This is a genomic window from Pseudoxanthomonas sp. PXM01 (genome assembly GCF_014851815.1).
Classification (GTDB): Bacteria; Pseudomonadota; Gammaproteobacteria; order Xanthomonadales; family Xanthomonadaceae; genus Pseudoxanthomonas_A.
Map to the genome: position 1 here is coordinate 696,831 of NZ_JACVAJ010000001.1, position 25,795 is coordinate 722,625.

The 25,795-nt window shown below is 67.5% G+C and carries 24 protein-coding genes and 1 tRNA gene; 8 read left to right on the forward strand and 17 right to left on the reverse strand.

The window, feature by feature from the left end; translation table 11 throughout:
- Positions 1-25 precede the first annotated feature (25 nt).
- On the reverse strand, positions 26-571 hold the full coding sequence (locus IB230_RS03145) for an NUDIX hydrolase (protein ID WP_192268649.1): 546 nt from the start codon (positions 569-571) through the stop codon (positions 26-28).
- Positions 572-728: 157 nt separating this feature from the next.
- Between IB230_RS03145 and IB230_RS03150 the strand changes: the two genes are divergently transcribed.
- The 6 genes from IB230_RS03150 to IB230_RS03175 all read left to right on the forward strand — a co-directional run bounded on the left by IB230_RS03150 (position 729) and on the right by IB230_RS03175 (position 6,609).
- Entirely contained in the window at positions 729-2,267 is a 1,539-nt protein-coding gene (locus IB230_RS03150) for an amino acid permease (RefSeq protein WP_192268651.1), read from the forward strand.
- 99 nt (positions 2,268-2,366) lie between these two features.
- On the forward strand, positions 2,367-3,668 hold the full coding sequence (locus tag IB230_RS03155) for an amino acid permease (RefSeq protein ID WP_192268653.1): 1,302 nt from the start codon (positions 2,367-2,369) through the stop codon (positions 3,666-3,668).
- A gap of 27 nt (positions 3,669-3,695) precedes the next feature.
- Positions 3,696-4,337, forward strand: a complete 642-nt coding sequence (locus IB230_RS03160; RefSeq protein WP_192268655.1) for a methylthioribulose 1-phosphate dehydratase — start codon at positions 3,696-3,698, stop codon at positions 4,335-4,337.
- A 95-nt stretch (positions 4,338-4,432) separates the two neighbouring features.
- A complete protein-coding gene (locus IB230_RS03165) occupies positions 4,433-4,993 on the forward strand; it encodes an acireductone dioxygenase (protein ID WP_192268657.1) in 561 nt (186 codons plus the stop codon).
- Between the two features lie 33 nt (positions 4,994-5,026).
- On the forward strand, positions 5,027-5,731 hold the full coding sequence (mtnC, locus tag IB230_RS03170) for an acireductone synthase (protein WP_192268659.1): 705 nt from the start codon (positions 5,027-5,029) through the stop codon (positions 5,729-5,731).
- Positions 5,728-6,609 (forward strand): EamA family transporter, encoded by an 882-nt coding sequence (locus tag IB230_RS03175; RefSeq protein WP_192268661.1) that lies wholly within the window; start codon positions 5,728-5,730, stop codon positions 6,607-6,609. The genes mtnC and IB230_RS03175 overlap by 4 nt, the downstream gene beginning before the upstream one ends.
- A gap of 164 nt (positions 6,610-6,773) precedes the next feature.
- Here the strand turns inward: IB230_RS03175 and IB230_RS03180 are convergent, their stop codons facing one another.
- The 11 genes from IB230_RS03180 to IB230_RS03230 all read right to left on the reverse strand — a co-directional run bounded on the left by IB230_RS03180 (position 6,774) and on the right by IB230_RS03230 (position 16,553).
- Positions 6,774-7,355, reverse strand: a complete 582-nt coding sequence (locus IB230_RS03180; RefSeq protein ID WP_192268663.1) for a YdeI/OmpD-associated family protein — start codon at positions 7,353-7,355, stop codon at positions 6,774-6,776.
- A 2-nt stretch (positions 7,356-7,357) separates the two neighbouring features.
- Complete coding sequence (locus tag IB230_RS03185) at positions 7,358-8,920, reverse strand: calcineurin-like phosphoesterase C-terminal domain-containing protein (protein WP_192271237.1); 1,563 nt, start codon at positions 8,918-8,920, stop codon at positions 7,358-7,360.
- A 202-nt stretch (positions 8,921-9,122) separates the two neighbouring features.
- A complete protein-coding gene (hisIE, locus tag IB230_RS03190) occupies positions 9,123-9,749 on the reverse strand; it encodes a bifunctional phosphoribosyl-AMP cyclohydrolase/phosphoribosyl-ATP diphosphatase HisIE (RefSeq protein WP_343227245.1) in 627 nt (208 codons plus the stop codon).
- Positions 9,739-10,515, reverse strand: coding sequence for an imidazole glycerol phosphate synthase subunit HisF (hisF, locus tag IB230_RS03195; protein WP_192268667.1), 777 nt, complete (start codon positions 10,513-10,515; stop codon positions 9,739-9,741). Before hisF ends, hisIE begins: the two co-directional genes overlap by 11 nt.
- The gene (gene hisA, locus IB230_RS03200) at positions 10,509-11,246 is read right to left on the reverse strand and encodes a 1-(5-phosphoribosyl)-5-[(5-phosphoribosylamino)methylideneamino]imidazole-4-carboxamide isomerase (protein WP_192268669.1); all 738 of its coding nucleotides are present in this window, start codon (positions 11,244-11,246) and stop codon (positions 10,509-10,511) included. The genes hisF and hisA overlap by 7 nt, the downstream gene beginning before the upstream one ends.
- Positions 11,243-11,842 carry an imidazole glycerol phosphate synthase subunit HisH gene (gene hisH, locus IB230_RS03205; RefSeq protein ID WP_192268671.1) on the reverse strand — a complete coding sequence of 200 codons (600 nt, stop codon included), beginning with the start codon at positions 11,840-11,842 and terminating at the stop codon, positions 11,243-11,245. The genes hisA and hisH overlap by 4 nt, the downstream gene beginning before the upstream one ends.
- Positions 11,842-12,915, reverse strand: a complete 1,074-nt coding sequence (hisB, locus tag IB230_RS03210) for a bifunctional histidinol-phosphatase/imidazoleglycerol-phosphate dehydratase HisB (protein ID WP_192268673.1) — start codon at positions 12,913-12,915, stop codon at positions 11,842-11,844. Before hisB ends, hisH begins: the two co-directional genes overlap by 1 nt.
- Positions 12,912-13,994 carry a histidinol-phosphate transaminase gene (gene hisC, locus IB230_RS03215; RefSeq protein ID WP_192268675.1) on the reverse strand — a complete coding sequence of 361 codons (1,083 nt, stop codon included), beginning with the start codon at positions 13,992-13,994 and terminating at the stop codon, positions 12,912-12,914. Before hisC ends, hisB begins: the two co-directional genes overlap by 4 nt.
- Complete coding sequence (hisD, locus tag IB230_RS03220) at positions 13,991-15,304, reverse strand: histidinol dehydrogenase (RefSeq protein ID WP_192268677.1); 1,314 nt, start codon at positions 15,302-15,304, stop codon at positions 13,991-13,993. Before hisD ends, hisC begins: the two co-directional genes overlap by 4 nt.
- Positions 15,301-16,215: an ATP phosphoribosyltransferase gene (hisG, locus tag IB230_RS03225; RefSeq protein WP_192268679.1), complete on the reverse strand. Its 915-nt coding sequence runs from the start codon at positions 16,213-16,215 to the stop codon at positions 15,301-15,303. Before hisG ends, hisD begins: the two co-directional genes overlap by 4 nt.
- Before the next feature lie 8 nt (positions 16,216-16,223).
- Positions 16,224-16,553 carry a YerC/YecD family TrpR-related protein gene (locus tag IB230_RS03230; protein WP_192268681.1) on the reverse strand — a complete coding sequence of 110 codons (330 nt, stop codon included), beginning with the start codon at positions 16,551-16,553 and terminating at the stop codon, positions 16,224-16,226.
- Between the two features lie 233 nt (positions 16,554-16,786).
- Here IB230_RS03230 and IB230_RS03235 point away from each other — a divergent pair, with 233 nt between their 5' ends.
- Complete coding sequence (locus IB230_RS03235; protein WP_192268683.1) at positions 16,787-18,613, forward strand: diguanylate cyclase; 1,827 nt, start codon at positions 16,787-16,789, stop codon at positions 18,611-18,613.
- Positions 18,614-18,706: 93 nt separating this feature from the next.
- Here the strand turns inward: IB230_RS03235 and IB230_RS03240 are convergent, their stop codons facing one another.
- Positions 18,707-20,596: an aromatic amino acid ammonia-lyase gene (locus IB230_RS03240; RefSeq protein WP_192268685.1), complete on the reverse strand. Its 1,890-nt coding sequence runs from the start codon at positions 20,594-20,596 to the stop codon at positions 18,707-18,709.
- Between the two features lies 1 nt (position 20,597).
- Complete coding sequence (gene hisS, locus IB230_RS03245) at positions 20,598-21,980, reverse strand: histidine--tRNA ligase (RefSeq protein ID WP_192268687.1); 1,383 nt, start codon at positions 21,978-21,980, stop codon at positions 20,598-20,600.
- Positions 21,981-22,129: 149 nt separating this feature from the next.
- Here hisS and IB230_RS03250 point away from each other — a divergent pair.
- Positions 22,130-22,206: transfer RNA gene (locus tag IB230_RS03250), tRNA-Pro, on the forward strand.
- Between the two features lie 61 nt (positions 22,207-22,267).
- Here IB230_RS03250 and IB230_RS03255 read toward each other — a convergent pair.
- The 3 genes from IB230_RS03255 to proB all read right to left on the reverse strand — a co-directional run bounded on the left by IB230_RS03255 (position 22,268) and on the right by proB (position 25,788).
- On the reverse strand, positions 22,268-23,248 hold the full coding sequence (locus IB230_RS03255; protein ID WP_192268689.1) for a PD40 domain-containing protein: 981 nt from the start codon (positions 23,246-23,248) through the stop codon (positions 22,268-22,270).
- Positions 23,249-23,348: 100 nt separating this feature from the next.
- Positions 23,349-24,620, reverse strand: coding sequence for a glutamate-5-semialdehyde dehydrogenase (locus IB230_RS03260; RefSeq protein ID WP_192268691.1), 1,272 nt, complete (start codon positions 24,618-24,620; stop codon positions 23,349-23,351).
- A gap of 19 nt (positions 24,621-24,639) precedes the next feature.
- Entirely contained in the window at positions 24,640-25,788 is a 1,149-nt protein-coding gene (proB, locus tag IB230_RS03265; protein WP_192268693.1) for a glutamate 5-kinase, read from the reverse strand.
- Between the last annotated feature and the right edge of the window lie 7 nt (positions 25,789-25,795).

Sequence of the window (25,795 nt, forward strand, 5' to 3'; positions counted from 1 at the left end):
GGAGGACGGCGGGCCTGGGCCCGCCCTACGCGTCCCGCGCCAGCCATTTGCGGGCCATGCGGCTGATCGACACATCGGCATCGTCGATCATGGACGCGATGTCGCGCCAGGCCAGGTCCAGCGACTCCTCGCTGACCGCATAGTTCTCGCTGCCGGTGGCGCGGACCACGTAGCGCACGTCGTAGTGCCAGTGTCCGGGGACGTCCTTGCGCTCGGGAATCCAGTGGCGGTCCAAGTCGAAGATCGCGCCCTCGACGCAGAGATCGGCCAGGCCGGACTCCTCCTCCGCCTCCTTCAGGGCCACGCGCGCCATGTCGGTGTCGCCATCGGCGTGCCCGCCCAGTTGCAGCCAGCGGTCCAGCTTGCGGTGGTGGGTCATCAGGATGCGCCGGCCATCACCGCTGACCAGCCACACGCCGCCGGTCAGGTGCCCCTCCAGCCGCTCACGCACGAACGGATTGGCCGGATCGTCCAGCAGCGCCAGGAACTGCCCAGCCACCTCACGTTCGGCCGGCCAACGGCGGGCGTAATCGATGATATGACCCCGGAGATCGCTGTAAGCGGCTGACATGGCAGAGTTTTCTTCTGGTTCGACCGAACGTGACCCGGCATTATCGCTCGCGATGTTGCAGTCGCGCTTGTGAACAAGAGGCCGGTTTGGCAAGGTACGGCGGATCAATCCCCTGCCGCCAGGCAGGGCACAGCCGTTCAGACATGGGGACCACACGATGCTCTTTTGGCGCGTCAAGCCGCTCGACAAAATTCTTGAAACGGCTGAAAAGAAGGCGCTAAAACGCCAGCTGGGCGGCTTCCAACTGACGATGCTGGGCATCGGCGCCATCATCGGCACCGGCATTTTCGTCCTCACCGCCGAAGCGGGCCAGAAGGCCGGCCCCGGCATGATGATCGCGTTCGTGATCGCCGCCGTGGTCTGCGGCCTCGCGGCACTGGCCTACTCCGAACTGGCCTCGATGGTGCCGGTCTCCGGCTCGGCCTACACCTATACCTACGGCGTTCTGGGCGAAGCGATCGCCTGGACGGTCGGCTGGGCACTCGTCCTGGAGTATGCCGTCGCGGCCGGCGCGGTCTCGGTGGGCTGGTCAGGCTACGTCAACGGCCTGCTGAACAGCGCGGGGTGGGAGCTTCCACGGGCACTGCAGAGCGGCCCTATGGACGGCGGCAGCTTCAACCTGCTGGCTTTCTGCATCGCGCTCGCCGTGACCGGCCTGCTGGTGATCGGCACGTCGAAGTCGGCCAAGGTCAACGCCATCCTGGTGCTGATCAAGGTCGCTGCCTTGACCGTCTTCATCGCGATCGCGGTTCCCGCAGCGCAGGACACCAACTTCGAACCGTTCTTCCCGACCGGCTGGGGCAGCCCCATGGGCGGCATCGGCGTGCTGGGCGCGGCAGCCTCCATCTTCTTCGCCTACGTCGGCTTCGATGCGGTCTCCACCGCCGCCGAGGAAACCAAGAATCCGAACCGCAACATCCCGATCGGCCTGATCGGGTCGCTGGCGGTATGCACCGTGTTCTACATGCTGGTCAGCTACGGCGCGGTCGGTGCCAACGGCGCGCAGCCGATGTTCGATGCCAACGGCGTGGCCTTCCACCCGGGCACGCCCGAAATGGCCGCGGCCTGCGTCGGCAGCGACGCGCTGGTCTGCAGCAAGGAACCGCTGGCCCACGTGCTGAAGGTGATGGGCTTCGCCGGCATCGGCAACGCGATCGGCATGGCTGCCGCGCTGGCCCTGCCGTCGGTCATCCTGATGATGCTGTACGGCCAGACCCGCATCTTCTTCACCATGTCGCGCGACGGCCTGCTGCCGCCGGTCCTGTCGAAGGTGCACCCGAAGTTCCACACCCCGCACGTGGTGACGCTGATCACCGGCGCGTTCGTCGCGCTGTTCGCGGCGCTCTTCCCGGTCGGCATCCTGGCCGACATCTCCAACTCGGGCACGCTGTTCGCGTTCATGGCCGTGGCGGCTGCGGTGCTGATCCTGCGCAAGCGCGATCCGAAGCGCCACCGTCCGTTCCGCACGCCGATGGTGTGGCTGATCTGCCCGCTGGCGATCGCCGGCTGCCTGCTGCTGTTCCTGAACCTGTCGATGTACACCATCGGCCTGTTCTTCGGCTGGGCGATCCTGGGCCTGATCATCTACTGGGCGTACGGTTACCGCCACAGCGACCTGGGTCGCGGCGACAAGGGCCCCGATGGCGGCCCGCGCATCGATCCCGAGCCCCCGTTCCACGAAGGCCCCCAGGCCTGACCAAGGCTGAGGCACTCCCGGATGGCGCGGAAACGCGCCATCCTTCGTTTGGGCGTGGGGAAACCCGTTCCCGCCGTCCCCGTCTTCGACGACACCTGCATGTCCGACACCCAACCCCGCAAGATCGGCCCGGTCCTGGCGACCTTCTCGGTCGCCAACAACATGATCGGCTCCGGCTTCTTCCTGCTGCCCGCCACGCTGGCACGGTCCGGCGGCGTGACCGCGCTGAGCTGGCTGCTGGCCACCGTGCTGGCGGTGCTGTTGGGGGCCACGTTCGCACGCCTGGTGCGCGACTACCCGAAGCTGGACTGCCCGGACGACTACGTGCGCCCGGCGCTGGGCCGCGACATGGGCTTCCTGGCGGCCACGCTGTACTGGATCTCGTCGTGGATCGGCAACAACGCCATCGCGGTGGCCGCGTTCGGTTACCTCGCGCTGCTGCTGCCGGTCGGCGACGGCACGCTGACACGCGTGCTGGGCCAGATCGCACTGATCTGGCTGATGTTCGCGCTGAACCTGTTCGGCCCGCGTGCCATCGCGCGCTTCCAGTCGTTGTGCGTGGTGCTGGGCCTGCTGCCGGTCGCCGCGATCCTGATCTGGGGCTGGGGCAGCTTCGATGCCGGGATCTACCAGGCGGCTTGGAATGTCTCCGGCGAATCGGATGCGCACGTGGTGTTCGGCTCGCTGGCACCGATCTTCTGGGCTTTCGTCGGCCTGGAAACCGGTGCGATGGTGGCCGGCGTGGTGCGTGACGCGGCCCGCAACGTGCCCATCGCCACGATGGGCGGCATCGTCATCGCCGGCCTGGTCTACCTGGCATCGTCGGTGCTGATGATGGGCATCGTGCCCGCCGCCGAACTGGCCGATTCGGGCGCTCCGTTCGCGCTCGTGGCCGGGCGCATGTTCGGCGAATGGGCCATCCCGGTGATCGCCGCCGCGGCCGCCCTGAAGGCCACCGGCACGCTGGGCGGCTGGATGCTGGTAACGGGCGAATCCGGCGCACGCGCCGCGCAACGCGGCTTCCTGCCCGCCATCTTCGGTCGCCTGCGCGCGAACGGATCGGCGGGCTGGGGGCTGCTGATCATCACGCTGTCGATGACCGCGCTGGCGGTGTTGACGCTGTCGCCCACCGTCTCCGGCCAGTTCGAAACCATCATCAACATGGTGGTGACGCTGGTGGTGATGGCCTATGTCGCCGCCGCGCTCAGCCTGATGCTGGGCACGTCGGCACGCCCCGCGTCGCGTGGCGACCGCCTCGTCGGCATGGGCGCGCTGCTGGCCTGCGGCCTGCTGGTGTACTCGACACCGGTCAAGACGCTGGTCGGCGGCATCGTCATTGCCCTGCTGGCGCTGGCCGCATACCGGGGATTCGCACGACGTCCGGCGTCGCCGGGACCATGAGCCGGCGCAGGCGGTAAACTGGCGGGCATGAACGCCCTGCCCTACGACGCCGACCAGTTGCGCGACCGCGCGCAGTCCATCATCTCCAACGTGCGCGAACTGGCGCAACTGGGCTGGACGCCGGCCACGAGCAGCAATTTCTCGCAGCGGCTGGACGAGCAGCACGCGGCCATCACTGTCTCCGGCCGCGACAAGGGCCGGCTGGTGGAAGCGGACATCATGGTGGTGGACTTCGACGGCCTGGCGGTCGGCAGCGACCATCGTCCGTCGGCGGAAACGCTGCTGCATACGCAGCTGTACCGTCGCTACCCCGAGATCGGCTGCGTGCTGCACACCCATTCGCTGGTGCAGACCGTGGCGTCCCGCCTGTTTGCCGGCGCCGGCCATGTCCGCCTGGAAGGCTTCGAACTGCTGAAGGCCTTCCACGGCAACAGCACGCACGAGATGGCCATCGACGTACCCGTGTTCGCCAATACCCAGGACATGCCGACGCTGGCCGCCCAGGTGGACGCCCTGCTCGACCGCCAGCCGCTGTGGGGCTACCTGATCGACGGCCACGGCCTGTATGCGTGGGGCCGGACCATGGCCGAGGCACGCCGCCATCTGGAAGCGTTCGAGTTCCTGTTCGCCGCCGAACTGGAGCTGCGCAAGCTCGGCTGCCGGCGCTGATAACCGACGGTTATCGCTGCGTTCCGATTCTGCAACAGGACGCGGGGAGCGGGTTTGCTACCCTAACGTCCCCCTCGCCGCCTCACGCCATCGCCATGAGCCGCCTGCGCATCTTCAAGGAATCCGACCCGGCCACGCCGGAGTTCGCCAGTTACGACCCCGACTTCATCGCCACCGAACTGAAGAAGCTCGGCGTGACCTTCGAACGCTGGAAAGCGACCAAGGCGATCGCGCCCGGTGCGCCGGCGGAAGACGTGATCGATGCGTATCGTGCCGATATCGACCGGCTGGTCGCCGAGCGCGGCTTCAAGACCGTCGATGTGGTCAGTATCGCGCCGGACAATCCGCAGCGCGAGGCGATGCGCGCGAAATTCCTCGACGAACACTTCCACAAGGAGGACGAAGTGCGCTTCTTCGTCGCCGGATCGGGGCTGTTCACGCTGCACGTGGGCGACAAGGTCTACGAAGTCGAATGCGTGCAGGACGACCTGATCGGCGTGCCCGACAGCACGCTGCACTGGTTCGACATGGGGCCGGAACCGAGCTTCGTAGCCATCCGTTTCTTCACCGAGCCGGACGGCTGGGTGGGCCATTTCACCGGCACCACGCTGGCTCAGGAGTTCCCGCGCTACGAAGGCCTCACCGACGGGCACTGAGCCCGCGCACTCCTCCCCGAAGAATCCCGCGCAATGCCCGTTTCCGCCATCCTCACCGATATCGAAGGCACCACCAGCAGCATCTCGTTCGTGAAGGACGTGCTGTTTCCCTATGCACGCCGCGCCCTGCCCGGCTTCGTGCGCGAGCACGGCCAGGAGCCGGACGTGCGGCGCTGGCTGGATGCCGTCGCTACCGAGCACGGCAGCATCTGCAGCGACGATGTCATCGTCGAGACGCTGCAGGGCTGGATCGACCAGGACCGCAAGCACACCGCGCTGAAGGCGTTACAGGGCCTGATCTGGGAAGCCGGCTACCGCGACGCCGACTTCACCGCGCATATCTACCCCGATGCCGCGCCCGCGCTGCGCGAGTGGCATGCACAGGGCTACCCGCTCTACGTGTATTCGTCCGGCTCCGTGCCGGCGCAGAAGCTGTTCTTCGGCCACAGCGATGCGGGCGACTTGACACCGCTGTTCTCCGGCTGGTTCGACACCGAGATCGGCGGCAAGCGCGAAGCCGGCAGCTACCGCGCGATTGCGGACCGCATCGGCATCGCGCCGGAGGGCATCCTGTTCCTGTCCGACGTGGTCGAGGAACTGGACGCGGCGCGTGACGCGGGATTGCAGACCCGGCTGGTAGACAGGCTGGACGACTATGCGCAGCCGCGTACCGGCGACGCCGCGAGCGGCCATGTGCGGGTCGAGTCGTTCGCCGACATCACGCTGCCCGCCGCGTGAGCGATGCCGGCGCGCTGCGTCGTGCCACGCTGATCGGACTGGTCGCGATCCTGTTGTGGGCATCGCTGGCCCTGCTCACGACCGCCACCGGCAACCTGCCGCCGTTCCAGGTGCTGGCGATCGGCTTCGGTATCGCGGCCTTGCTGGGCCTGGTTCGCGCAACGTTGCGCGGTGCCGCGGGCTGGCGCGAACTCCGCCAACCGCTGCCGGCCCTCTCGCTGTCGACGCTCGCGCTGTTCGGCTACCACGCGCTGTACTTCATCGCGCTGAAGCGTGCGCCGGCGGTGGAAGCCAACCTGCTGAACTACATGTGGCCGCTGCTGATCGTCGTCTTCGCCGGCCTGTTCGGTGGCGTATCGGTGCGTCCCGGCCAGTGGCTAGGCACCGCGCTCGGATTGGTCGCTGCGGTCCTGCTGGTCACCCGTGGCCGCGGCCTGCAGGTCGAACCCGCACATGTTCCTGGCTATCTGGCGGCACTGGGCGCGGCGTTGATCTGGTCGCTGTATTCGGTGCTCAACCGGCGCTATGCCGACGTGCCCACTGCGGCCATCACCGTGGGCTGTGCGGGCGTCGCCGTGCTGGGCACGATCGCGCACCTGCTCAGCGAACAGACTGTCGTGCCGACCGCAGGCCAGTGGGTCGTACTGCTGCTGATGGGCATCGGGCCGGTGGGCGCGGCGTTCTGGCTGTGGGACCACGGCACCAAGCGCGGCGATATCGCGTTGCTGGGCAGCCTCTCCTACCTCGCCCCCCTGCTGTCCACCCTGCTGCTGGTGGCATCGGGCCGCGCGGAAGCGCATTGGATACAGGCGGTCGCAGTCGCCCTGCTGCTGGCCGGCGCGTGGCTGAGCGTCCGCGCCAGCCGCGCCCCTCGATGAGAGCGATTCGCGTTTCTACATGGCGCCGCGCGATTGCCTAGACTGCGCGCCACGTCGCAAGCCAGCCCTCCGCAAGCCAGCCACGTGAACCTCGCCCGCCAGCCTTCGCGCGCCCGCCAGGTCCCAGGACGCCTCCCATCGGGAGGCGTTTCCGTTTCTGCGGTTCAGTCGTGGATCTTCTCGCCCTTGGCGAGCATGGCGACCAGCTTTTCGACCCGTGCGTGCTTCGTTTCCGGCTTCACCGCGGTCTGCACGCGCCAGCACACTGCGTAGCGGTTGGTCTTGTCCAGCGTGTCGAAGAAGGCCTTCGCCTTGCGATGCTTGGCGAGCGCCAGCGCCTTCGCCAGTTCCGGTGGCACCTCCATCGACTTGGCGCCGTCATAGGCCGCGTCCCAGCGGCCGTCCGCCTTCGCCGCTTCGACTTCGCGCAGTCCCGCAGGGCGCATGCGCCCTGCCGCGACCAAGACATCGATCTTCGCCACGTTGATCTTCGACCAGGTGCTACGCGCACGCCGCGGGGTGAAGCGCTGCAGGAAGAACTGGGCGTCAAAGCCCTTCTTCTGTCCGTCGATCCAGCCATGGCACAGCGCGACGTCCAGTGCCTCGGCATAGCTCACCGAGGCGATGCCGGCCTCCTTCTTGGCGATCTTCAGCCATAGGCCAGCCGAAGTCGCATGGCGCTCCAGCCAACGTTCCCAGGCGGCGGCATCGGCAAAGTGTTCGATCGGAAGCTCGGGCGTGGCCATGCTCAGGGTTCCGCAGTCTGCAAACGATAGGCGGTGTGCGCCGCGACCTCACCGCGCCAACGATCAAAGGCCCGGACCTCCACCCGGTGCTCGCCTTCCGCAAGATCGGTGGGCAGCGCGGCGCGCCACAGGTGGTGGGAGGGTTCGGCCTCCGGCGAACGGTCGTAGCCCCGCAATGCATCGGCCACATCGTCGCGCATGTTCTCGACCAGCAGCGCGGGATCCGGCTGCTCGACACGCTTCATCGGCTTCCACTCGCCATCATCGACGCGGAACTCGACCCGGGTATCCGCCTCACCCATGTAGACGTTGGCGTAGACGCCCCAAGCGGGATAGGCGCCTTTTCGCAGGACCTTCGGAGCATGCAGGCCGATGCCGTTGTCGTCCTTGGCGCGCGCCGGGTGCCAGGACAGCGCGTACTCGCCGCCGGCCTGGACGCGCAGCCGCGCATAGCCGTTGGGCGTACCGTCGGCCATTGTCGAAGCGGGAATCCCCTGCGCATCCTTGACGCCCGACCAGTAGGCGCCACAAGCCGCACCGACGTTGTACTCGTGCAGCGGCCGCAGGCCATGCCAGCCGGTGGAATCGTCGTGATACCAGTGCCGTTGCGTGTGGGTATGTCCGCTCAGCAGCAGCACATGCGGAAAATCCTTCAGCAGTGCGAACAGGCGTTCCCGATCCGCGACACGGAACCCACGGGCACCTTCCTCGAAGAGCGGGATATGCACCCCGATCACCAGCAACCGGTCCTTGCGGACCATCGGCAGGTAGCCCTGCAGGAAGGCGAACTGGTCCTCGCGCAGGCCGCCGAAGTACGACGGCGACTTGCCCGGCTGATAGATCACGTCGTCCAGTCCGATGAAGGTGACCGCCTCTTCTTCCCACGCGAACGTGTCCGGGCCGAGGTGATGGCGGAACGTGCGTAACGAATCCGCGTCATTCGCAGCGTCAAAATCCAGGTCGTGATTGCCCGGGATGAACAGCCAGGGCACCTGCAGACTCATCGTCGTGCGCAGCATCTCCGGATACAGCGCGAGATCGTCGTTGACGACGTCGCCCAGCGTCAGGCCCAGCGAAGCCACGTGCTTGCCGACCAGTGGCTGCACGATATCGCGCCAGTAGTAGTCCACGTCCTGCACCGAAGCAGTCTGGCTGTCGGCGAACAGCAATGCCTCGAACGCACCGTCGCCCGCGGGTGCGTCGCGCGGACGCAGCGCGAAGTGCCTGCAACCGGGCTGGCGTTGCGGAACGCCGCCGTACTTCAGCGCCGGTCCCTTGTGGTACTGCCGGTTGTGCCAGAAATCCGGCATCCCGTCCGGCCGTACCGCCAGGTCGTAACCGGCGGGCTTGATGACGAACAGCGTGCGTCCGTCTTCGTAGGGGACGTCGTACTCGCCCATCGTTCCGGTGGTGGCGAGCTGCACGCCGTCGGACACCTTGACGCCCGGAATGCCGGGCTCACCGGCATCGCGCACACCGTTCCCGTTGCGATCCTCGAAGACGACGCCGCTGCTGCAGGGCGGCGGCAACGCATGGGCAGGAACGGCCAGACAGGCCAGCAACAGAGCGGTCAGCGAGGCGCGCACGGGAACTCCAGCGGGGACGACCGGCGGATTATGGCGCAGCCGCGCTTCCTCTGTAGGAGCGACGCAAGTCGCGACCGTTACCCGGGCTCAAACGTGGATGCCCATCGCGCGCTGAGCGTACTCGCGGCATCTCAGTCGTGCGGTCGCAACTTACGTCGCTCCTACAGCAACCAAGGCTGCGTCACGGAGATGCGTGGCGCGCGCGCAGGACCTCGATGGCATCGGCCAACGACAACCCGCGCGCTCGCAGCAGCACGGTCAGGTGATACAGCAGGTCGGCGCTCTCACCGAGCAGTGCGGCCTCGTCCTGCGCCACGGCTGCCAGGGCGGCTTCCACGCCCTCCTCGCCGACTTTCTGCGCGATACGACGGACACCGGACTCGAACAGGCGCGTGGTGTAGCTGTCGGCGGGCCGCTCGCGCTCGCGCTGTGCGACCAGCGCGTCCAAGTCGGTCAGGAACGCCGAAGGCGCAGACGGGAAACAACTGGCGCGCTGCAGATGGCAGGTTGGTCCTTGCGGGTGCGCGAGCACAAGCAGCGTGTCGCTATCGCAGTCGACATCGACCGACACCAGTTCCAGCACATGGCCCGAGCTTTCGCCCTTGGTCCACAGGCGCTGCTTGCTGCGGCTGAAGAAGGTCACACGGCGGCTCGCCAGCGTGGCGTCCAGCGCCTCGCGATCCATATAGCCCAGCATCAGCACACGCAGGTTCGACGCGTCCTGCACGACCACCGGCAGCAGACCATCACCCTTGGTCCAGTCGAGCGTCGCCGGATCGACCTCTCCTTGCACGTCCTCAGTTGCCACGTCGCACCTCGATGCCTTGTCCGGCCAATACATCCTTCAACGCAGGGATCGCGATATGGCCACTGTGGAAAACGCTGGCGGCCAATGCACCGTCGACATCGGCCTGTTCGAACACGTCGATGAAATGCGCCACGTCGCCTGCGCCGCCGGACGCGATCAAGGGTACGTCGCACACAGCACGCACTTCCGCGAGCTGCACCAGATCGTATCCGCGTCGCACGCCGTCCTGATCCATGCAGTTCAGCACGATCTCGCCGGCACCCAATCGCTGCGCCTGCACCACCCAGTCCAGGGTGCGAAGGCCCGCACCCTGCATCTTCGTCGGGTCACCGGTATAGCGGCGAACCCGCCACTCGCCGTCCGTCTCGAGGATCGAGTCCACGCCTACGACCACGCATTGCACACCGAAGGCCTCGGCCAGCTCGCCGATGAGCGCGGGGCGTTCCAGCGCCGGCGTGTTGACCGACACCTTGTCGGCGCCGCTGTAGAGCACGCGCCGGGCGGTCTCGACATCGCGGATGCCACCGGCCACGCAGAACGGGATGTCGAGCAGGCGCGACACCCGTTCGATCCATGCGTAGTCGACCGACCGGCCCTCCGGGCTGGCGCTGATGTCGTAGAACACCAGCTCGTCGGCGCCCTGGTCGCGGTAGCGCAGCGCCAGGTCGGCGATGTCGCCCATGTCGACATGGTCCCGGAACTTCACGCCCTTCACGACGCGGCCTTCGCGCACGTCCAGGCATGGAATGATGCGCCGGCTCAGCACGCCAGGGCCTCCGGCAGCGTGAAGCGGCCTTCCAGCAACGCACGCCCGAGCACGATCCCCATGCAGCCCGCGTCGCGTGCTCCATTGACATCGGCGAGCGCACTGACGCCGCCCGATGCTTGCACGGCAAGCGTCGGGACGGTTGCCCGCAGGTGGGCGTACAGATCCAGATTGGGACCGGTCAGCATCCCGTCGCGCGCGATGTCCGTGCACAGCAGGTGGCGCAGGCCGGCGGCGGCGTAGCGTGTCGCGAGCTCGTCGAGCGTTTCGGACGCCGTCTCGGTCCAGCCATGCACCGGCAGGCGCCAGACCCCCGCGTCGTCGCGGCGCGTGTCCAGCGCAACGGTGATGCGATCACTACCGAACTCGGCCAGCCACTCCAGTACGGTCTCGGGCTCACGCACGGACAGCGAGCCAATGACCACGCGATCCGCACCGGCATCGAAAATACGCGCCACATCATCACGCTTCCGCACGCCGCCACCGGTCTGCACTTTCAGCGGCGTGTGGTGCGCGATGTCAGCCAACAGCGCTGCCAGTGTGTAGCCACCGGCGCGTGCGGCATCCAGATCGACGAGGTGAAGCCATTCGGCGCCCTGCACGGCGTAACGCAGTGCCACGTCCAACGGCTCGCCCTCGTAGCGCGTTTCGCGGGCATAGTCGCCCTGCGCCAGGCGAACGACGCGGCCTTCGCGCACGTCGATGGCGGGATAAACGGTGAAACCGGTCATTGCAATCCGTACTCGATGAAATTCTTCAGCAGGCGCGCGCCCACGGCGCCAGAGCGCTCGGGATGGAACTGCGCACCCGCGACATTGCCCCGCTGCACGACGGCGGCGAAGCGCTGGCCATGTTCACTGCTGCACAGGCAGTCGTCGTCGACCGGCGCCGCGTAGCTGTGGACGAAGTAGGCATGGTCGCCATCCGCGATGCCTTCCAGCAACGACGCCTCGCGGCGGCGGCGCAGCGTGTTCCAGCCCATGTGCGGCACGCGGATACCGGGCGCTGTGGCCAGCTTGCGGACGCGCCCGGGGAGCAGACCGAGGCATGCGGTATCGTCCTCTTCGGAATGAGCGAACAGCAGTTGAACGCCGACACACACGCCGAGCAGCGGCTTGTCCAGGGTACGCAGCACCTCGACGAGGTCGAGATCCTTCAACCGTGCCATGCAGACCGCCGCGGCACCCACGCCGGGCAGGATGACCCTGTCCGCCGCACGGATGGTGTCGGCGTCACCGGTCAGTTCCGCCTCGACGCCCAGGCGCTGCAGCGCATAGCGCACCGATCCGATGTTGGAACCACCGGCGTCGACCAGGACCACCCTCATCACAACGCGCCCTTGGTCGACGGCAGTTCCGCACCTTCGCGCTTCACGGCTTGGCGCAATGCGCGTGCCAGCGCCTTGAAGCTGGCCTCGACCTTGTGGTGGTCGTTGTCGCCTTCGACCTTCAGGTTGAGGTTCAGGCCTGACGCATCGCAGAGGGATCGGAAGAAGTGCGGCACCAGTTCGGTCGGCAGGTCACCGACGCGCTCGCGCTTGAACTCGCCATTGAAGACGAAGTAAGGCCGCCCGCTGAAGTCGAGTGCCGCGCTGGCCAGCGTCTCGTCCATCGGCAGGGTGAAGCCATAACGACCGATGCCGCGCTTGTCGCCCAGCGCTTCCTTCAGCGCCTGGCCCAGCGCGAGGCCGGTATCCTCGACGGTATGGTGTTCATCGATGTGCAGGTCGCCGTCGGCGCGCACGTCCAGTGCGAAACCGCCGTGCTTGCCGATCTGTTCGAGCATGTGATCGAAGAACGGCAGGCCCGTCTTCGCGACCGGTTCGGCAACGCGATCGAGGTCCACTTCGACGCGGATCTTCGTTTCCTTGGTGTTGCGCTGGACGATGGCGCGACGCGGCGCATCCGCCAATTCATGCGCGATGCCGGCCCAGTCCCATTCGCCACCGAATTGCGCGGTCCTCAGCTGGAAACCGCGGATCTTCAGGTTGTCGGCGAACTGGATATCGGTCGGACGGTCGCCGACCATGCCCGAACGCGCCCAGTCGATGCTGCGGTCCTGCAGGTACGGCACCATCAGGCCGATGCCGGGCTTACGCGTGGGCTTGTTCTCGTGCGGCCAGCTTTCGTCGATCAGCACGTCGCGGAAGCGGATGCCCTGGCTTTCGAACACTTGCATCATCAGCGCCTGCGGCCCGTCGAAGCTGGCGCGCGGGTACTGCTCGCTGCCCAGGCCGTCCTGGTTGCTGACGATGACGAACTGGTAGCCGGCATCGCGCAACTTGAGCAGCGCCGGGATCACACCGGCCACAAAGCGCACCTTCTCGTACGCATCGATCTGGAAGTCCTCGGGCTCCTCGATCAGGGTGCCGTCACGGTCGATGAAGAGGATGGGCGTCACGCGGCCTGCTCCTGGGCGTTGAGGGCCGCGATGACGCGGTCGTTCTGGGCCGGCGACCCGATGGTGATACGCAGGGCATCGCCCAGCTGCGGCGCGGCGCGCTGGTCGCGCACTACCACACCTGCCGCCAAAAGTGCGCGGAAAGCGCCTTCGGCATCATCGAAGCGCGCCAGTAAGTAGTTGCCCTGCGAGGCGTAAACACGCCGGACACCGGCGGCCGTCTCGAGTGCGATGCGCAGGCGCTCGCGCTCGCTACGCACCAGCGCGACGCGCTCGCTGGTCAGCGCCAGTGCGACATCCGACAGCCCCTCCAACGCGAGGTCGGCGCACGGGGTCGGCACCGGATACGGTGCCTGGCAGCGTTGCAGCACCGCGATCAGATCGGCGTCGCCGATCACGACGCCGATACGCGCAGCTGCCAGAGCATGCGCCTTGGACAGCGTGCGCAGCACCGCAACATTGGCATGCATTGCCAGCAGCGTGGTCGCGGAGGCACTGTCGGCGAACTCGGCATAAGCCTCGTCCACGACGACCAGCGCCTCGCCTTCCAGCGCCTGGGCCAGCGCAGCGATGGCGTCGAGCGGAATCGCGGAGCCGGCAGGGTTGGACGGCGAGCACAGGAACACCAGCTTCGCGCCCTGCCCCAGTGCCGCTTCGCGGATGGCATCGAGGTCAGCGACCAGGCCCGTGTCGCCGTCCAGCAGCGGCACTTCGATGATCGGCGCTCCCTGCAGGCGCGCGCAGACCGCATACATGCCGAACACCGGCGGCGTGACCACGATGGCGTCCTGCCCCGGCACGCACAACGCACGTACCAGCAGGTCGATTGCTTCGTCGCTGCCGCGGCCGACCAGCAGCTGCTCCGGCGAAACGCCATAGATCTGCGCCAGCCGCGCACGCAACGCCGGCGGCTGCGGATCGGGATAGCGACGGCTACGGCCCTGCCCGTCCGCAGGATTCGCCCACGCAGACTCGTTGGCGTTCAACCAGACATCGCCCCGCAGCGCCTCGCTGCGCGCGGACTTGTAACCGGCGAAGCCGCGCAGGTCAGGACGGACCAGAGACAGTACATCGCTCATGCGGCCGCCTTGCGCAGGCGCAGCGCAACCGCGTTGGCGTGCGCGTCCAAGCCTTCGGCACGCGCCAGCGTCAGTGCGCAGTCGCCGATGGCCGTGATGCCTGCACGGCTGGCCGACTGTACGCTGACGAAATTCTGGAAACTGGCCACGCTGACTCCGCTGTAGGCACGCGCCGCGCCGCTGGTGGGCAGCACGTGATTGGTGCCACTGCAGTAATCACCCAATGCTTCCGGCGTGTAGTCGCCGAGGAAGACCGAACCGGCCGCTTCCACCTTGTCGAGCCAGGCACGCGGCTCGCGCAGCGCCACGATCAGGTGCTCCGGCGCATAGCGGTTGCTGATGGCGAAGGCGTCATCCAGCGAAGCGACCTTGACCAGCCGCGACGCCGACAGCGCCTGTCGCGCGATCTCCGCACGGTCCAGCGTGGCGAGTTGCTTGATGAGTTCGGCCTGCACCCGTTCGATCAGGCCGGCGTCGTCGGACAGCAGCAACACCTGCGAATCCGGACCGTGTTCGGCCTGCGACAGCAGGTCTGCGGCAACGAACGCCGCATCCGCGCCGGCATCGGCGATCACCAGCACTTCGGAAGGACCGGCAGGCATGTCGATGGCCGCCGCGCCTGCCTGCGCGACCTGCTGCTTGGCTTCGGTCACGTAGCTGTTGCCTGGGCCGAACAGCTTGTCGCAGGCCGGCACGCTGTCGGTGCCGAAGGCCATCGCGGCGATCGCCTGCGCACCGCCCAGCTTGAACACGCGGCGCACACCCGTCAGCTGCGCGGCGACCAGTACCGCCGGATCCGCCGTGCCGTCTTTGCGTGGCGGCGTGCATAGCACGACCTCGCGGCAACCCGCCAGGCGCGACGGAACACCCAGCATCAGCGCGGTCGACGGCAACGGTGCGCTGCCGGCTGGGACGTACAGGCCCACGCGGGGAATCGGCCGGATCATCCGCTCGCAGATCACGCCAGGCGCCGTTTCCACGACATACGGTTGCGCCATGCCGGCACGGTGGAACGCTTCGATGCGGTCCGCGGCCTCTTGCATCGCCTGGCGCAGCTCGGCGGGCACGGCGGTGTGTGCGGCAGCGAACTCTTCTTCGCTGACTTCGAACGTGGCGAGCTCCACGCCATCGAAGCGCGCGGTGACCTCGCGCAACGCCGCATCGCCGCGTGCCTGCACATCGGCCAGCAGGCCTGCCACGGCCTCGCGCGTGCGCTGCGCCACGGTCTGCACCGGGCGCGCCAGCAGCGCCGTACGTGCCGCGTCGTCCAGCGCATTCCAGTCGTAGACGGGCGCGGGAGAAACGCTCATGCCAGCGACCTCTCGACCGATAGCACCATCAGGCCCTGGGCACCGGCGCGCTGCAGTTCCTCCAGCCGTTGCCAGGTGACCGTGCCGTGGCACATCGCCTGCAGCGACAGCGGACCTTCGTCGCCGCCCGGCAGGGTAATCAGGCCGTCGCTGTCGCCCAGCAGGCGCGACAGCGCTGGCACGGTGTCGCGCTCGGCGCGGAACATCAGCAGCTTGCTGTCCTTCAACTTCAACACGCCGTCCAGGCGACGCAGCAGCATGTCGGCCAAGCCGGCACGGGCATCGTCGAATTCGCGCGCCGGTCCGGCCAGCACGGCTTCACTGTCCAGCAGCGTCTCCACCGGCTTCAGCTGGTTGGCGGCCAGCGTGGCGCCGCTGGAGACCAGATCGCAGATGAGGTCCGCGGTACCCAGCTTCGGCGCGATCTCCACCGAGCCGGACAGTTCGACCACCGCGGCGTCGATACCGCGCGCCTGCAGCCACTGGCGCAGGATCGACGGATAGCTGGTGGCGATGCGCAGGCCCTGCAGTTGCTGCGGGCCCGTCCACTCCCAGCTGTCGGGCACCGCCAGCATCAGCCGGCAGCTGCCGAAGCCCAGTGGACGCAGTTCGCGGTAGGCCTGCGGCAGACCGTTGAGGGCGCGCTCGCCCGCCTGCTCGTCCAGCTCGTTGCGGCCGACGATGCCGAAGTCGCAGACGCCGTCGGCAATCAGGCCGGGGATGTCGTCGTCGCGGACCAGCAGCAGGTCCACGGGCAGGGATTCGCCGTAGCAGAACAACTTGTCGCGGCTTTCGCGCCAGCTCAGGCCGCAGGCGGCCAACAGCGTGCGCGCCGGCTCGGCCAGCCGCCCACTCTTCTGGATGGCGATACGCAGGCGCTCGCGCGTCGCGGGGGTCGGGGAGGGACTCATGGGAGAACTCAGTGGGAAGCGGAGGCTGTCGCGGCCTGCTGGCGCTGGACGGCGGCGGCATAGCCACCGGCCCCCCGCTCCAGCGTGCGGGCGACGCGGCCGATGGTGGTCACGCTGACCTGGGTCAGGTCGTGGATCTCGCGGTAGGGCACGCCCTTCAGCAGCAGAGGCACCACCCGCCAGCGGTCGGACATGGCTTCCAGTTCGGCCGGCGTACACAGGTCTTCCAGGAAGGCCCGCACCTCGCCCGCCTGCTCCAGCGCGGCCAGCGCCTCGGCCAGCGCCTGCAGCGGGCCGGAGGCGGACGCGATGTCTTCGTTGGCGGAACGGCGTTTCATGGACCGGGGGCTCGTTTCAATGTATTAATGCGCTAGTACATTAATTGGATTGTTGCAGAGCGTCAACCCGCCTGTTGTCTGGATACACGCGTCGATTGCGTTGTCTTGGGCAGGACAGGACGGGGACCCGCGATGGACTGGAGCGGACACGGACGATGAGTACACTGCCAAGGACGCCTGAACGCCGGACCGGGAATACCGACCGCCTGCCGGGCACCCCGGGGGGGACGGGTATGCCGCCATCACGCAACTCGCGATTCGCGCGCCACGGGCTGGCAGGCTGGTTCCTGCTGCTTGTCCTCGCGCCGCTGCTGGTGGCCGCCGAGACCCCGGCGCGCATCACCCGCGACACCACCTACCTGCCCCTCGCGCCGCAGACGACCTACCTGCACGACACCGGCGGCGCGGCGACGCTGGACCAGGCGCACCGCCTGCTCGACGACGGCCGCTTCGACCCGCTACCCAATGGCGATGCCTCCTTCGGATTCCAGACCGGCGCGTTCTGGTTCCACGTCCGCGTGACCAACGAGAACCCGCGTGAGCAACGCTGGCTGCTGGTCCAGCAGTACGCGCTGAGCGACCACATCGACGTGTATGCCCGCTATTCGGACGGGCGCATCGTGCACCACGCTGGCGGCGACGCTTTCCCGTTCGAACAGCGCAGCATCCGCTACCGCCACCCCAATTTCTGGCTCGACCTGCCGACCGGCGAAGAAGTCGACCTGCTGGTGCGCGTGCAGAGCCAGAGTTCGATGCAGGTGCCGCTGTTCCTGTACACGCCCGCCGCCTTTGCGGAGCTGTCGCGCGACGGCCAGCTGGGCATCGGCATCTACTACGGCATCCTGCTGGCGCTGTTCTTCTACAACCTGGTGCTGTGGCTGGTGCTGCGCGACGGCAGCTACTTCTGGTACCTGTTCCACATCAGCGCCTTCGGGCTGGTGCTGTTCACCCTCAACGGCCTGGGCTTCGAGTACCTGTGGCCGCATTCCACCTGGCTGGCGGACAAGTCGGTGCCGCTCTCGGTCTGCCTGGCGCAGATCGGCATGCAGCAGTTCTCGCGCACCTTCCTCGACCTCAACACGCGATGGCGGCTGGGCGACCGCATCAGCAAGGGGATCATCGCGTTCTTCGTGCTGCTGGGCATCGCCGCCACGCAGCTGCCGTACCACGTGGCCACGCCGATCGCCTCGGCGGCAGTGTTCCCCAGTATCGTGTGGATCGCCGTCATCACGCTGATGGTGGTGCGTACCGGCTACCGGCCCGCCAAGGTGTTCCTGCTGGCGTGGGCGATGTTCCTGCTGGGCACCGGCATCTTCGTGGCACTGGCGTTCGGCCTGCTGCCGAAGACCTTCATCACCGAGTACGGCGTGCAGATCGGTTCGGCGCTGGAGATGCTGCTGCTATCGGTGGCGCTGGGCTACCGCTACGCCGCCCTGCGCAACGAGAACGAACGCATCGTGCGCGACGCGAAAAACTCGCTGGAGGCGCAGGTCATCGAGCGGACCGGCGAACTGCGCCAGGCGATGTCGGAACTGGAGAGCGCGCATCACCGGCTGCGCGAGTCCAGCCGCCTCGATGGCCTGACCGACCTCTACAACCGCACGCATTTCCGCGAGGCCTTCGAGCACCTGCTGTCGCAGTCGCGCAACTCGCAGCGACCGATCTCGCTGCTGATGATCGACCTGGACCACTTCAAGCGCATCAACGACACCTACGGCCACCTCGTGGGCGACGACTGCCTGCGCTGCACCTCGAATACGCTGGCCGAGACGCTACGACCGCATGGCGCGCTGCTGGCGCGATTCGGTGGCGAGGAGTTCATCGCCGCCCTGCCCGGCATGAGCCTGGGCGAGGCCAGCGTGGTAGCCGAGGAACTGCGCCAGGCGCTGCGTGCGCAACCGTGCCGCAGCGGCGATCTCGAGATCGCCGTGTCCGCCAGCATCGGCGTGCACTGCGTCGATCTGGAAGCCCGCGACAGCCTGGAGTCGGCGCTGCAGGTGGCCGACCAGGCGCTGTATGCCGCCAAGGCCGAAGGGCGGGATTGCGTGCGGACTTTGTAGAACTCGGGATGTTGGGTGTGGGAGCGACGTAAGTCGCGATAGCTTTAGAAGCTCGCGACTTACGTCGCTCCCACACCTACTTTCCCCTGCGGATCAGCGATTGCGGACCGCGGCAAGGATCTCGCCCGATTCCACCAGACGCACCGCGGTGGCGACTTCGCCATCCAGCGCACGATCGCGGTCGAGGAACGGGATCTTCGCGCGGATCGCCGCATGTGCAGCCGCGACGGCGTGGCCGGGATGGAACGCTTCACTGGATGCCAACGCCGCACGCAGCGCCTCGACTTCGTGCAGGAATTCCTCGCGCCCCTCCGCACCCACCTGCGGGCCACCCGCCACCTTCACGGCCAGGCCTTCGGCATCGGTGCGGTCCGACAGGGCGCGGGCCGCGTTGATCATGTCGCGGCGCAGGTCCAGCGCCTGCGCGGCGGTATAAAGCTCCAGTGCCAGCACCTTGCCCAGGTCCTGCACCATCGCGAGCACGTGGCGCGCCTCGTTGGCGCCCATCGACACATGGTCTTCCGCATTCGCACTGGTCGGCACCGAGAACACGCTGGCCGGATGCGCGCGACTGGCCAGGTCGTTGACGATGGCCGCCGCGGAGTACTGCACGATCATGTGGCCCGACTCGGTGCCGTCCTCGTTGCCGATCAGGAACGCCGGCAGGCCGTCGTTGGTCGACGGATCGACGAGTTTATTGAGGCGGCGCTCGGAGATCGACGCCAGCGTCGGGATGGCCGCCTTCACGTAGCTCATCGCCAGCGCCAGCGGCATGCCGTGGAAGTGGCCGGCCGAGATCACCTGTTCTTCGACGTGCTCGGCCTGCTTGTCCGGGAACACCAGCGGATTGTCGGTGACCGCGTTGAGCTCGATCTCCAGCACGCGTCGGGCCTGCTCGACCGCATCGCGCACGGCGCCGTGCACCTGCGGGATGCAGCGCAGCGAATAGCTGTCCTGCGGCTGGTGCTTCTTGCCGCCGCGGAACGGCATGAAACGCAGGTAGAACTTCTCGCGGCCGTGGCGCTGGTCGGTCGGCACCCAGTCCCAGCCGATGTCGAAGCGCAACGCCTGTGCTTCGGCGGTATCCCAGCTGCGTGGCAGCCACGGGCGGAACCTAGGCACCAGGTGATACGGGATGTCGGCCAGCGTCGAGCCGTCGAGCAGCTCGCGCAGGCGGCCGGCGACATGCACCTGGCCCGGATGCGGGCGCAGTGCATGCACTTCCTCGGCGAAGGCGCCCAGGCGGCCAGCGAACGCATCGATGGTCATCGCGGCGGCGAGATCGGCGGTATCCAGCAGCTGGTCCAGCCGGTAGGTCGCCAGCACGCCCATCGCCAGCATCTGCGCGGTGCCGTTGTTGAGCGCCAGGCCTTCCTTGTACGACAGGCTGACCGGCGACAGGCCCGCGCGCTTCAGCGCGTCGGCACCGGCGATGCGCTCGCCTTCGTAGAACGCTTCGCCGCCGCCCAGCAGCACGATGGCCAGGTGCGACAGCGGTGCCAGGTCGCCCGAGGCGCCGACCGAACCCAGCGACGGCACCACCGGCACGATGCCGGCATTGAGCATCGCCGCCAGCGCCTGCAGCGTTTCTACGCGGATACCGGAGTGGCCCTTCAGCAGCGTATTGATGCGGATGCCGAGCATGGCACGGACAATCTCCGGCGCCATCGGCTCGCCGACGCACACGGCGTGCGTGACGATCAGGTTGTACTGCAGTTCCTCGTGCAGCGAACGTCCCGACTTCACCGCGCCCGGCAGTTCGTCGCGCAGCGGATGCGCGCCGAGCAGCTTGTCGGCATTGCTGCCGAAGCCGGTGGAGACGCCGTAGATCGGCTCTTCGCGACGGACCTGTTCCGCCAGGAAGTCGGCGGCGCGCGCGACCGCCTTCAGCGCGCCCTTGTCCAGCTCGACGCTGGCACCGAACGCGATCTCGACCAGCTTGTCGCGGGTCAGCGATTTGCCATCCAGCAGGATCGGCTTCATGTCAGCGCCCCGCCAGTGCGCGCGCCTGTTCCAGCTCGACCTTCAGGCTGCTGGCCAGTTCCTCGCGCGTCACTTCGAACTGCTGTTCGCGCTGCAGGTCCTTGACCGTCACCACGCCGCGGGCGAGTTCGTCTTCGCCCGCCAGCACCACGAAGCGGATGCCGGCACGCGAGGCGTACTGGAACTGCTTGGCCAGCTTGCGGCTCTCCATCTGCACTTCGGTATTGATGCCCGCCGCGCGCAGACGACGCGCGATGTCGAGCGAGCCGGCCAGCTGCCCGTCATCCATCAGGGCCACCATGGCCTGCACGCTGCTCTCGTCGCTGCCGGCGATCAGGCCGGCCTCGCGCAGCTGCCAGAACAGGCGGGTCAGACCGATCGAGATGCCCACGCCGGGCAGCTTGGACTTGGTGTAGTGGCTGGCGAGGTCTTCGTAACGGCCGCCGGAACAGATCGAGCCGATCTGCGGGTAGCCGTCCAGCTGGGTCTCGTAGACGGTGCCGGTGTAGTAGTCCAGGCCGCGAGCGATGGAGAAATTCAGGCAGTACGCATCCTCGGACACGCCCAGCGCCTTGACCAGCTCCAGCACTTCGCGCAGCTCCGCGATGCCCTGGTTGAAGGTGTCGCTGCCCTGCCCCAGCGCGTCGAGCTTGGCCAGCGCATCGGCATGGCCGTTGCTGCGCACGGCGACAAAATCGAGGATGCGGTCGACGCCCTCGGCCGACATGCCGAAGCCTTCGCCGGTCAGCGTCTCGCGCACGTAATCGGCGCCGCGCTTGTCCAGCTTGTCGACTTCGCGCAATACCAGTGCCTGCTGCTCGCCGTCGGTTACGCCCTGTGCTTCGAAGAAGCCGCGCATCAGCTTGCGGTTGTTCAGCTGGATGGTGAAGGCGCCGATGCCCAGTTCACTGAAGACCGCGTGGATCACCGCCAGGATCTCGGCGTCGAAGCGCACGCTCAGCGCGTCCTTGCCGATAACGTCGATGTCGCACTGGTAGAACTCACGGAAGCGGCCGCGCTGGGCGCGCTCGCCGCGGTAGACGCGCTGGATCTGGTAGCGGCGGAACGGGAAGGTCAGTTCGTGTTCGTGCTCGGCCACGTAGCGGGCCAGCGGCACGGTCAGGTCGAAGCGCAGGGCCAGTTCGGGCAGGCCTTCGCCTTCCTTGGCCAGGGCGCCGGTGGACTGGACGAAGTAGACCTGCCGTTCGGTCTCGCCGCCGGACTTGGTCAGCAGGGTCTCGGACAGTTCGAAGACCGGGGTCTCCACGGGCAGGAAGCCGAAGCGCTCGTAGTTCCGGCGGATGGTGTCCAGCATGCGCTGGAACGCGATCTGCTCGCGCGGGAGCAGCTCCATGACGCCAGGCGGGGTACGGGGCTTGATCAAGGGGAACTCCGGCTTTCGTGAACGGCGCATTTTACTTTCGTTGGCGTATCCGCCGCAGCCTTTCGCAGCCCGTCCGCCCAACTTTCGTCAGAGGATCTTTCCGGGGGCTTGCCCGGGCCGGTTCACCCCCCTATAATTTCGCGCTCAGTCGGGGTGTAGCTCAGTCTGGTAGAGCGCTACGTTCGGGACGTAGAGGTCGCAGGTTCGAATCCTGTCTCCCCGACCAACTGATCAAAGCCGGCCTTGTGCCGGCTTTTTTCATGCGTGGACGCGGGGCTTCGACGGCGTCAGTCGTGGATCCCGTGCTCGCGCAACAGCGCGGAGATGTCGAACCGCCACAGGTTCCGCGAGCCATTCAAGGCCGCATCCAAATGACGGTTCAGCGCAGCGAGGTCGTTGTCCTCACGCGGGAAGTGCGACGGCGCCGGACGCATGCTGGTCACGTAGATCTCGCCGAAGGCGCGGCCCAACGACGGCGCATTTTCAAGGAAACGGCTGTTCACCTCGCCGGGCAAGCGGATCGGTACGTCCCAGCCACCGGCGGCACTGCGGAAGACGATGTAGATGTCGGCGGCGCCGGCCGAGTCGCCTTCGTCGCCGGCGAACAGCATGAAGCGCTCGCGCGGATCGATTGCCGGATCCATATGATTGGCCTGCACGCCCTTGCCCAGCGCCACCTGCACCGGTGCCGACCAGCCCTCGCCCTCCGGCGTCACCTTGTAGACCTGGAAGCCCGCACCCGCATCCTCGCGATGCGCCGAGAAGTAGAGGTTCCCGTTCGCCGCCACCGACGGGTTGTAGACCATCGGCACGCGCGCGATCTCGCCGCCGATATGCACCGGCTCGCCCCAGCCATCTCCTTTGCGCTCGACATACCAGAGGTTGGCGCCAGGGAAGGCCATGCGCCCACGCTTCGCAACCAGACTCTCGCCGCCGGGGTGCACCGGCCGGTTGGAGACGAAGTACAAGCGCCGGCCATCAGGCGACACGTGCGGCTCGGAGTCGTTCCAGGTGCCGGAGAACGGCGCCAGCCGCACGTCACCGTAGCTTCCGTCGTCCTTGCGCCGGGCGGACAGGATGGCATTCCTGCTGGACACTAGATCCCCGCGCATGAAGTACATTTCGCGCCCATCGGGCGAGAACGTCGCACTTGTCTCGTTGTAGGCCGTGGATATGACGCCGGGTGCGAACGGTTGCGCATCGCCTGCGGACGCGGGGACCCACGCACCGACAGTCGACAGCAGGACGGCGAAAGAGAGCATGCGCATGATCGATTCCGCGGAAGGCAGGTCCGCGGAGCGTAGGCAGTCCGGTGCAGGCGCGCGATGCCGGATGCCTTGGCATGCGGCCAGTCGAGGGCTTGACGCGCTAGGCCGAGCGCAGCACGTCCGGATGCCGCACCTGCCCCTCCCCACGCACCACGAACCGTTCCACCGTCAGCGCCTCCAACCCCATCGGTCCGTACGAATGGAGTCGCGTGGTGGAAATGCCGATTTCCGCACCCAGCCCCAACTCGCCGCCATCCGAGAACCGCGATGAGGCGTTGACCATCACCACGGCTGACCGCAGTGCGTTAAGAAATTTCTCCGCATGGACGGGATCGCGAGTGACGATCACCTCGGTGTGGTCGGACGTATAACGGCGGATGTGGGTGATAGCGGCATCCAGGTCGTCCACCACGCCGACCGCGATCACCAGGTCGAGGAACTCGGCGGCGAAATCCTCGTCCGTTGCGACGACCGCACCCGGCATCAGCGCTTTGGCCGCCGTATCCGCCCGGACCTCGACGCCGCGCGCACGCAGCGCCTCGGCCGCACGCGGCAGGAAGGTCGGCGCGATATCCCGATGGACCAACAGCGTCTCCAGCGAGTTGCAGGCCGAAGGACGCGACACCTTGCCGTCCAGCAGCAGGGCCAGCGCCAGGTCCTCGTCCGCGCCCGCATCCACGTACTGGTGGCAGACACCCTTGTAGTGCTTGATGACCGGCACGCGGGCGTGTTCGGCGACGAAGCGGATCAGTCCCTCACCACCGCGCGGAATCACCAGGTCAACGATGTCGCTGAGCTGGATCAGTTCCAGGATGGTCTCGCGGCGCAGGTCCTCGACCAGCGTCAGCACCGCCTCAGGCAACCCGGCCTCGCGCAGGGCCCGCTTCAACGACGCTGCGATGGCGGTGTTGGAATGGATCGCTTCCGACCCGCCGCGAAGGATCACCGCGTTGCCCGCCTTCAGGCACAGCGCCGCCGCGTCCGCGGTGACGTTCGGGCGCGCCTCGTAGATCATCGCGATCACGCCCAGCGGCACCCGCACGCGTTCGACGTGGATACCATTCGGACGGTCGTAGGCACGGGTCACCTGCCCGACCGGATCCGGCAGTTCCGCCACTTCGCGCACGGCAGCGGCGATACCTTGCAGCCGGGCGCTGTCCAGGCGCAAGCGATCCAGCATGGCGCTACCGATGCCTTTGGCCGCGGCCGCCTCGATGTCCTTCGCGTTGGCTGTCAGGATCTCCGCCTCGTCGGCCAGCAATGCATCCGCCATCGCCCGCAGCAGCGCATTCTTCGCCTCGGTGGGCAAGGACGCGATGGCATGGGCCGCGTCGCGGCATTGCAGGGCTTGCTGGGTGATCTGGCCGGTCATGGGGTTCCCGTCTGCGTGCTCACACCAGGACCAGGTCGTCGCGATGGACGACGTTCTCGCCGTAGGTGTAACCGAGGATGCCTTCGATGTCGCGCGAGTGGCGGCGCGCGATGCGGCGGATGTCGACCGCCGAGTACTGGCTGACACCACGCGCGATGCGGCGGTCGCCGCCTTCGTCGCGCAGCACCAGCTCGATCATGTCGCCACGGCGGAAATCGCCTTCCGCCGTGGTCACGCCACCGGGCAGCAGCGACGCGCCCTTCTGGCCCATCGCACTCGCCGCACCGGCATCGACCACGATGGCCCCGGATTCGACGGGCACGTTGCGAAGCCAGTACTTGCGCGCGGCCAGCCGGTTCTGCGCGGGCCGGAAGCGCGTACCGAGCAGCGCGCCGCGCGCCAGCGTGGAGACGGTCGCCGCCTGCGTGCCGTTGAACAGGAAGGTCTCGATGCCGGCTGCCGCCGCCTTGGCCGCCGCTTCCAGCTTGGTATGCATGCCGCCGGTACCGACGCCGCTGCCGGCGCCGCCCGCCATCGCGAAGAATTCCGGCGTCAGCGCCTCGACATCCAGGATCGGGCGCGCATCGGCATGCGTGCGCGGATTGGCGGTGTAGAAGCCGTCGATGTCAGTGGCGATGAACAGCGCATCGGCGTCTATCAGGGCCGCAACGACCGCGGCGAGGTTGTCGTTGTCGCCGAGCTTGAGTTCATCGACGGACACGGTGTCGTTCTCGTTGACCACCGGCAGCGCACCCAGCGCCAGCAGTTCCTGCAGTGTCGCGCGCGCGTTGAGGTAGCGACGACGGTTGCGCAGATCGTCGTGGGTCAGCAGTACCTGCGCCACGGGACGATCGAAGAACCGCTGCCATAGCGCGATCAGCTGCGCCTGCCCAAGTGCCGCCAACGCCTGCCGCTCCGCCATCGCCACACCGGCCTGCGGCTTGCGATGCAGCAGCCCGCGCCCGGCCGCGACCGCACCGGACGACACGATCACCACCTCGCGCCCGGCGGCGGTGCTGGACGACACGAACTGCGCCAGGTTCAGCGCGTGGCGCGGGCTGAGCCCCTCGCCATCGGCCGCCAGCAGGCTGCTGCCGACCTTGAGCACGGCGCGACGCCAGGCCGGCAACGGTTGTTCGGAGAACGGCAGCGGCGCGGCGTGGGTCATGGGGTCA

Excerpts from the sequence above, each read along its gene's own strand:
- IB230_RS03255 (WP_192268689.1), bottom strand. The coding sequence starts at position 23,248 with ATGCGCATGCTCTCTTTCGCCGTCCTGCTGTCGACTGTCGGTGCGTGG.
- IB230_RS03165 (WP_192268657.1), top strand. The coding sequence starts at position 4,433 with ATGAGCCGCCTGCGCATCTTCAAGGAATCCGACCCGGCCACGCCGGAG.
- IB230_RS03240 (WP_192268685.1), bottom strand. The coding sequence starts at position 20,596 with ATGAAGCCGATCCTGCTGGATGGCAAATCGCTGACCCGCGACAAGCTG.
- IB230_RS03155 (WP_192268653.1), top strand. The coding sequence starts at position 2,367 with ATGTCCGACACCCAACCCCGCAAGATCGGCCCGGTCCTGGCGACCTTC.
- hisA (WP_192268669.1), bottom strand. The coding sequence starts at position 11,246 with ATGACCGGTTTCACCGTTTATCCCGCCATCGACGTGCGCGAAGGCCGC.
- proB (WP_192268693.1), bottom strand. The coding sequence starts at position 25,788 with ATGACCCACGCCGCGCCGCTGCCGTTCTCCGAACAACCGTTGCCGGCC.
- IB230_RS03230 (WP_192268681.1), bottom strand. The coding sequence starts at position 16,553 with ATGAAACGCCGTTCCGCCAACGAAGACATCGCGTCCGCCTCCGGCCCG.
- hisG (WP_192268679.1), bottom strand. The coding sequence starts at position 16,215 with ATGAGTCCCTCCCCGACCCCCGCGACGCGCGAGCGCCTGCGTATCGCC.
- hisD (WP_192268677.1), bottom strand. The coding sequence starts at position 15,304 with ATGAGCGTTTCTCCCGCGCCCGTCTACGACTGGAATGCGCTGGACGAC.
- hisH (WP_192268671.1), bottom strand. The coding sequence starts at position 11,842 with ATGAGGGTGGTCCTGGTCGACGCCGGTGGTTCCAACATCGGATCGGTG.
- IB230_RS03260 (WP_192268691.1), bottom strand. The coding sequence starts at position 24,620 with ATGACCGGCCAGATCACCCAGCAAGCCCTGCAATGCCGCGACGCGGCC.
- mtnC (WP_192268659.1), top strand. The coding sequence starts at position 5,027 with ATGCCCGTTTCCGCCATCCTCACCGATATCGAAGGCACCACCAGCAGC.
- IB230_RS03145 (WP_192268649.1), bottom strand. The coding sequence starts at position 571 with ATGTCAGCCGCTTACAGCGATCTCCGGGGTCATATCATCGATTACGCC.
- IB230_RS03235 (WP_192268683.1), top strand. The coding sequence starts at position 16,787 with ATGCCGCCATCACGCAACTCGCGATTCGCGCGCCACGGGCTGGCAGGC.
- IB230_RS03150 (WP_192268651.1), top strand. The coding sequence starts at position 729 with ATGCTCTTTTGGCGCGTCAAGCCGCTCGACAAAATTCTTGAAACGGCT.
- IB230_RS03180 (WP_192268663.1), bottom strand. The coding sequence starts at position 7,355 with ATGGCCACGCCCGAGCTTCCGATCGAACACTTTGCCGATGCCGCCGCC.
- IB230_RS03160 (WP_192268655.1), top strand. The coding sequence starts at position 3,696 with ATGAACGCCCTGCCCTACGACGCCGACCAGTTGCGCGACCGCGCGCAG.
- hisC (WP_192268675.1), bottom strand. The coding sequence starts at position 13,994 with ATGAGCGATGTACTGTCTCTGGTCCGTCCTGACCTGCGCGGCTTCGCC.